At 30.0% G+C, this 6,929-nt stretch carries 8 protein-coding genes; 3 read left to right on the forward strand and 5 right to left on the reverse strand.

From position 1 onward, the window contains the following. Nucleotides 1-3: 3 nt before the first annotated feature. On the reverse strand, nt 4-1,458 hold the full coding sequence (gene pta / locus AVBRAN12637_RS06680; RefSeq protein WP_336615556.1) for a phosphate acetyltransferase: 1,455 nt from the start codon (nt 1,456-1,458) through the stop codon (nt 4-6). A gap of 69 nt (nt 1,459-1,527) precedes the next feature. On the opposite strand from pta, the gene flgH reads away from it, so the two are divergent. Next, the gene (gene flgH, locus AVBRAN12637_RS06685) at nt 1,528-2,205 is read left to right on the forward strand and encodes a flagellar basal body L-ring protein FlgH (protein WP_239802701.1); all 678 of its coding nucleotides are present in this window, start codon (nt 1,528-1,530) and stop codon (nt 2,203-2,205) included. A 24-nt stretch (nt 2,206-2,229) separates the two neighbouring features. On the opposite strand, the gene AVBRAN12637_RS06690 is transcribed toward flgH, so the two are convergent. Genes AVBRAN12637_RS06690 through AVBRAN12637_RS06700 form a run of 3 tightly spaced genes read right to left on the reverse strand, consistent with a single transcriptional unit; the run spans nt 2,230 to nt 4,088 of the window. Then, nucleotides 2,230-2,475 (reverse strand): AtpZ/AtpI family protein, encoded by a 246-nt coding sequence (locus tag AVBRAN12637_RS06690; RefSeq protein ID WP_336608663.1) that lies wholly within the window; start codon nt 2,473-2,475, stop codon nt 2,230-2,232. Continuing rightward, nucleotides 2,468-3,745 (reverse strand): glutamate-1-semialdehyde 2,1-aminomutase, encoded by a 1,278-nt coding sequence (gene hemL / locus AVBRAN12637_RS06695; protein ID WP_239802703.1) that lies wholly within the window; start codon nt 3,743-3,745, stop codon nt 2,468-2,470. Before hemL ends, AVBRAN12637_RS06690 begins: the two co-directional genes overlap by 8 nt. After that, nucleotides 3,735-4,088 carry a hypothetical protein gene (locus tag AVBRAN12637_RS06700; RefSeq protein WP_214120453.1) on the reverse strand — a complete coding sequence of 118 codons (354 nt, stop codon included), beginning with the start codon at nt 4,086-4,088 and terminating at the stop codon, nt 3,735-3,737. Before AVBRAN12637_RS06700 ends, hemL begins: the two co-directional genes overlap by 11 nt. A 60-nt stretch (nt 4,089-4,148) precedes the next feature. On the opposite strand from AVBRAN12637_RS06700, the gene AVBRAN12637_RS06705 reads away from it, so the two are divergent. Both AVBRAN12637_RS06705 and lepB read left to right on the forward strand, forming a co-directional pair. Continuing rightward, nucleotides 4,149-4,994, forward strand: coding sequence for a bifunctional 5,10-methylenetetrahydrofolate dehydrogenase/5,10-methenyltetrahydrofolate cyclohydrolase (locus AVBRAN12637_RS06705; protein ID WP_214120454.1), 846 nt, complete (start codon nt 4,149-4,151; stop codon nt 4,992-4,994). Beyond that, nucleotides 4,981-5,832, forward strand: a complete 852-nt coding sequence (gene lepB / locus AVBRAN12637_RS06710) for a signal peptidase I (protein WP_214117914.1) — start codon at nt 4,981-4,983, stop codon at nt 5,830-5,832. The genes AVBRAN12637_RS06705 and lepB overlap by 14 nt, the downstream gene beginning before the upstream one ends. A 91-nt stretch (nt 5,833-5,923) precedes the next feature. On the opposite strand, the gene AVBRAN12637_RS06715 is transcribed toward lepB, so the two are convergent. Next, entirely contained in the window at nt 5,924-6,787 is an 864-nt protein-coding gene (locus AVBRAN12637_RS06715; protein WP_336615557.1) for a hypothetical protein, read from the reverse strand. Nucleotides 6,788-6,929: the final 142 nt, after the last annotated feature.

Here is a 6,929-nt window from a genome sequence, read left to right on the forward strand (position 1 = left end):
AATTTATTGTGCTTGAATTGCACTAATTAAGCATGTATTTACAATATCTTCAACCAAACAACCCCTACTTAAATCATTAATAGGTTTGTTTAAACCTTGCAAAACAGGACCAACCGCAATAGCCCCTGCACTTCTTTGCACTGCTTTATAAGCTATATTTCCTGCATTTAAATCAGGGAATACAAATACATTTGCCTTTCCTGCTACTTTGCTATCAGGCATTTTTTTACTTGCTGTTGCAATATCTACTGCTGCGTCAAATTGTATAGGACCATCATAATTTAATCCCTCATAAGCTTTTGCTAATTCGCACGCTTGTTTTACTAAATCAACGCTTACTCCACTACCGCTATTTGCAGTTGAATAAGATAGCATTGCAACTCTTGGCTCAAAACCAAAAGCCTTATAAGTAGCTGCACTAACACTTGCAATTTCAGCTAGATTTTCAGGAGTTGGATTAGGATTTACTGCACAATCAGCAAAATACCAAACCTTATCACTTAAGCACATAAAAAATCCACCACTTACACTCTTAACACCTGGTTTAGTTTTAACTATTTGAAGAGCTGGGCGAATTGTATCAGCAGTTGAACATGCAGCCCCACTAACCATAGCATCAGCGTAGCCTAAATGAACTAATAAAGTTCCAAAATAATTTCTATCTTTTATAAGTTCTTTTGCTTGCTCAAGGCTCATTCCCTTTGATTTTCTAGCTTCATAAAGTGCATTTGCACATTCATCATCTAATGATGAATTACCTGGATTATAAGTCTTAACATCATCTAAATCTATACCCAAATCACTAGCTTTTTGTGCTATTTCTTTATTGTTTCCTAAGATAATTAATTTAACAGCTTTACCTTCTAATAAAATACTAGCAGCCTTTAAAATACGCTCATCATTTCCTTCTGGTAAAACTATGGTTTTAATATTTTCTTTAGCCTTGCTCTCTAGCATAACTTCAAATGCCATTGGACTTACATAATCAGGTTTTTTAAGATTTAATAACTCATCTAAGCTTGTATTTTCATTATATAAACTTGCGTATTTATGATGAATTTTAGCAAACTCAAATTTGGTTAAATCATTATCAATTACATAATTTAAATTAAGTTCTTTACTTAGTTTTAGATTTATCCAAAAAGTATCAAGACCACCAAAAACTCCAAAACTAGCAACTAATACAAAATCATATTTAGCTTTTAATTCATTAACTTTAATGATTATATTTTTATAAAAAGTATTTTCATTTTTCAAATACTCTTTAACGCCTGTTGCACTATCGTATAAGTATTCAGTTTTTATATTATGCTCTTTTGATAATTTATTTAAACCACACACCCCGTCTTCACAAGCAAGTGCTTGGAAAACAACAATATTTGAATATTTTTTTGATAATTTTATAGCAAGATTATCTAAACTTTCCCTGCTTTGTTTTTGAAAGTAAATCGCATTCATTGCTACTCCTTCATTGATTAAATTTCGCTAGAGTATATGCCTAAAATATTAATAAATAAGGAAGAAAATATGAAAAAAAGTTATATAAAATATTTTGTTTTCTCTTTGTTAATTTCAGGTTGTGGTTTGGCTGATCCACAAATGGATATGAAAGCTCCAACATATGTAGAGCAAATTGAACCTAAGGCTGATAATAATTTAGGAAGTCCAGGCTCACTTTTTGGAAAAGGCTCTAATCCACTTTTTAGCGATAATAAAGCTATGAATGTAAATGATATAGTTACAATAATTATTAAAGAAGATACAAGCCAAAGTAGTAAAGCTAGTAAAAGCACGAATAAATCTTCTAATGCTAATTTAAATTCCGGAGTTTTTGCAGGATTATTATCAAGTCTTAATAAGTCAGCAGATATTGGCTTTCAAACAAAAAATAATTCAGATTTTAGTGGTAGCGGTCAAGCTAGTAGAAATGAAAAATTTCAAACAACAATTAGTGCTAGAGTAATAAAGGTATTAGCTAATGGAAATTATTTTATTGAAGGAAAAAGACAATTATTAATAAACGGAGAAAAACAAATCGTTCAAATCTCTGGAGTAATTAGACCTTATGATATAACAGGTCAAAACACAATTGAGAGCAAATACATAGCAGACGCTAAAATACTTTATTCAACTCAAGGCGAAATTGATAAAGCTACTAAAAAACCTTGGGGAACAAAAGCAGTTGAAACTATTTGGCCTTTTTAACCTTGATTTAAGGTTAAAAAGACTTTATTTCTTATCATCTTCGTTGATTTTTAATAATAATTTATAAGCCTTATATACATTTGAAATTGCAGCTGCTATTCCAAACGCAAGTCCTACAAAAAATAAAGGCTTATAAATCTTAGCGAGTAAAATTCCTAAACCAACGCCAATTAACACTGCAACTACAATGCTAATGCCTAAGCTTAGATGATTTGCAGCGTCTATTACACTTTTTACTTTTTTAGCTCTTTTATTTTCTTCGTTATGCACGAATAGCCTTTTTGAACGCATTTATAAATATTTCAAGCTCTTTATCTTCAAACTTAGAGCAAATAAATGCAGTTTCATAGGTTGATGGTGCAAGATTTACTCCATTTTCTAGCATAATTTTATGAAATCTTGAAAACTTAGCTGTATCACTTGTCTTAGCGTCATCGTAATTTAATGGGTATTTTTCATTAAAGAAAAATCCTAACATTGAACCTATATTTTTAGCTACAAAAGGCACTCCTGCACTTTTACTCTCATCTAGCATAGCATTAATTGCATTTTTTGCCCATTTATCACATTTTTTATAAATATCATCGTTTAATTGCTCAAGATTTGCAATACCTGCTGCCATTGCAAGTGGATTTCCACTTAGCGTTCCTGCTTGATATACTCCGCCTAGCGGGCTTAGAAGTTGCATAATTTCTTTTTTTGCAGCGTAAGCTCCAACAGGAAGTCCCCCACCAATAACCTTACCAAAACAAACCATATCAGGCACAACTTTATAAATCTCTAAAGCCCCACCTAAAGCAGCTCTAAAACCACTCATAACTTCATCAAAAATCAAAACGATTTTTAATTCATCGCAAAGCTTTCTAAGGTCTTCTAAAAACTCTTTTTTAGCAGGGACAAAACCCATATTTCCTGCAATTGGTTCAATAATAATCACACCTATTTCACTACCATTACTCTTTGCTATAGCAATTTGCTCTTTTACGCTTTCTATATCATTGTATTTAGCTGTATAAGTATCTTTTACAGCGTTTTTACTAACTCCACTTGAACTTGGAGTATTAAAAGTAGCCAAGCCACTTCCTGCATTTACTAAAAGCATATCAGCGTGTCCGTGATAACAACCATCAAATTTAATAAGCCCATCACGATTAGAATAAGCTCTTGCTAAGCGAATTGCACTCATAGTAGCTTCTGTCCCACTATTTACAAATCTAATTTGCTCTATTGCAGGATATAACGATATAACTTTTTGTGCTAATTTGCTTTCAGCTAATGTAGGAGCACCATAACTTGTGCCATCTTTTGCTGCATTAATAATAGCATTTGTTACATTTATATCAGCGTGTCCTAAAATGCAAGGTCCATAGCTTTGAACTAAATCAAGGTATTTTTTATCTTCAATATCAATTATATAAGCGCCATCGCCCTTTTTTATAAATACAGGCTCACTACCTACACTTTTAAACGCTCTTACAGGAGAATTAACCCCACCTGCTATTAATGTTTGTGCTTGTGCGAAAGCTTCTTTATTTGTCATTTTTTTCTCCTTTTTTCTTGATATATAAGTATAAATTTTTTATTTCTTCATTTGTTAAATAATAATTTGGCATTATATTTTTTGAACTTGTTTTACTAACTAAGGCTTTATAAAAATTCTCATAACTAATATTTTTAATACTAGGGATTATTACTTGAATGGTTTTTCCATTTTCTTTATAAGTAGCAAATATTTGCTCACTTCCATCAAGCCCGTGACATTTATCACAACCAATTCCCCTTGGGTTTTGATACAAGCTTAATTGATATTCATCTTTACTTAAAAAATCACTATTAGCATAAACAAATACGCTAAAAACTAATAATATTAATTTTGATTTCATTTTATAATCCGTTGTTTTTAAGGGTTATAATACAATCTTTATTTTTATAAAGGTTACAAATTGATACTAGATGGAAAAAAATTAAGCAAAGAATTATACGCACAATTAAAACTCAAAATTAATGAGCTAAAAACCAAACCTTGCTTAGCTGTAATTTTAGTAGGAGATGATTATGCTAGTGGGGTTTATGTAAGAAGTAAATTAAAAGCTTGTAATGAATTAGGAATAATTAGTAAAGATTATAAGCTAGATAGTAGTATTAGCGAAGAAGAATTATTAAAAATCATAAGAGATTTAAATGATGATGATAGTGTAGATGCTATCTTAGTGCAACTACCTTTACCAAATCATATCAATAAAGACAATATCATAAACGCTATAAATCCTATTAAAGATGTAGATGGTTTTACTCCACTTAATTTAGGTTTAGTTTTAGCGAATTTAAAACCACATTTTTATGCTTGCACCCCGCTTGGAATTGATATTTTGATGAAGCATTATGGTATCAGTGTAAAAGGCAAAAATATTTGCATAATAAATGATAGTATCATAGTAGGTCGCCCACTTGCTGCTATGATGATTAATGAAGGTGCAAGTGTTAGCGTATGCCACAAATATACAAAAGATTTAAAAGAGCATACTTTAAACGCTGATATTTTAATAAGTGCTACAGGTGTAATTCATCTAATAAATGATGATTTTATAAAAGATGGAGCTATTTTAATTGATGTTGGGATTTGCAAAGAAATTGATGGCAAAAAACTATCAGGAGATTATCTTAAGACAAGTAATAAAGCTAGTATGATTACTCCAGTTCCTGGTGGAGTAGGACCTATGACTATTTATGCACTAATGCAAAACACATATGAAGCAAGATTAAAAAAGGAAGAAAATGCAAGAAAATAAAACAAAATGGCAAAAATTAGTTGATTTTTGGAATTCATGGACGGGGACTATTGTATTTGTTCTTGTTTTTATATTTTTCGTAGCTCAAGCTTTTACAATACCAAGTGGCTCTATGAAAAACACACTTTTGGTAGGAGACCATTTATTTGTAAAAAAATTCGCCTACGGGATACCAACTCCTAGAATTCCATTCCTAGAAGTTCCTGTGTTGCCTGATTTTAAAGGCGATGGGCATTTATTAAGCTATGCTAAGCCTAAAAGAGATGATATAGTGGTGTTTTTGTATCCGCACAATACAAAGCTACATTATGTTAAACGCTGCGTTGCTTTAGGAGATGATGAGATAATATTTGCAAATAAGACCCTTTATGTGAGAATGCACGAAGGAGATGAATATATGAGAGCAAATTATCCTGCTAATAAACAAGTGATTTTACAAGGCAAATTATACATAAAAGAGCCTTATACTAAAAAGGGTATTCATTATGATGAAAGAGTGGATTTTGATAAGGTCATAGAATACTTTATGGCTAAGGGTGAGTTTGTAATGAAGCCAATTTATGTTAGTGAATTAAGAAGTGATATTAAAGCGTATTATTATAAGGTGCCTAGCAATGAATACTTTATGATGGGTGATAATCGCGACCACTCAAATGATAGCCGCTTTTGGGGAAGTGTAGATTATAAATATATTGAAGGTAAGCCTTGGTTTGTTTATCTAAGCTGGGATGATGATTATAATATCCGCTGGGAAAGAATGTTTAAAAGCGTTGATACCTTAGAAAACGATGAAAGATATATCCATCACGAAATAAGCGATATTAATTCTCTTGATTGACAAAAATATCTAATTCAAATTCTTGTGATTTGAATTAGAATTTATTTTATAATACATTATATTTTAAAGGTAATTTATATAAAAATTAAAATTATTTAATTGTATTTGAAGACTTTTCACTTAAAATCTTTTCAATTTTCTTTTGTTGTTTTGCTATGTATTTTTCGCCTAGTGGTTGTGCTTCTTCTTCTCTAAATTCCATTTCAAATCCACCTTTGCTAATTGCAGAATACTTTTGTCTAAACTCTGTGTATAAAAAATAAACTGATAAATCATCAACAAAAGGCAATGAAACTAGCTTGGTTTTAGTTTGATATATTGTGTAAGTTTTTAAGCTTTTACCATTTAGTAAAAATAATATTAAATAGCTTGATAAAATATCCAATATTACAAAAAACATAATTATAGGAAAGAAAATTATTCTAGCTATAGGGTAGTCTAATCTATAATTTAAACTTTGATTTTCTGTTTCTTTAGTGTTATAAGCGTCTTTATTGAATATATACGAATAAGCTAAAGCAGGTCGCTTGGTTTGTAATCTAAAAACTATATCGCTTTTATTTATCGTTGCAGTTACTTTCTTATAGCTCTTTGCTATACCAAAAACACCTGCTTCATCTATCTCATAAGTATCAAAATATATCTTTTCATTATCTACGCTAATATAAAAATCATTATTCTTAACAAATCTAAGCCTTTTTATTTGTCTAAGTTTTAAAAAGAATGCAACGAAAAAAATACCATCAATAATGCCACTCCAACCTTTTTGAATTCTTCGTATGTCAGTCATTGTTTTTTCGGGTTTACTATTTAATTCATTGATAATATCTATTACAAAATAACATGAAATAAGTGTAAGAAAAATTGAAAAAATCTCATTAAACAATCTAATAAGCTCTAAGTTATATAAATAATCGTTTTTTATTTTATAATCTTTTAAATTATCTATATTCAAATTTATCCTTTGTTTTTAATAAGACTAATTATAAAAATTACTAATATTTTTATAACTTGTTTTCATTTTAATTCTCCTTTTAATTTATTTAAATAATTTTGATAAACATCATTAGAGCAACTACCTCTTCTATAATAATTAC

Source organism: Campylobacter sp. RM12637 (genome assembly GCF_020137645.1).
Taxonomy (GTDB): domain Bacteria; phylum Campylobacterota; class Campylobacteria; order Campylobacterales; family Campylobacteraceae; genus Campylobacter_E.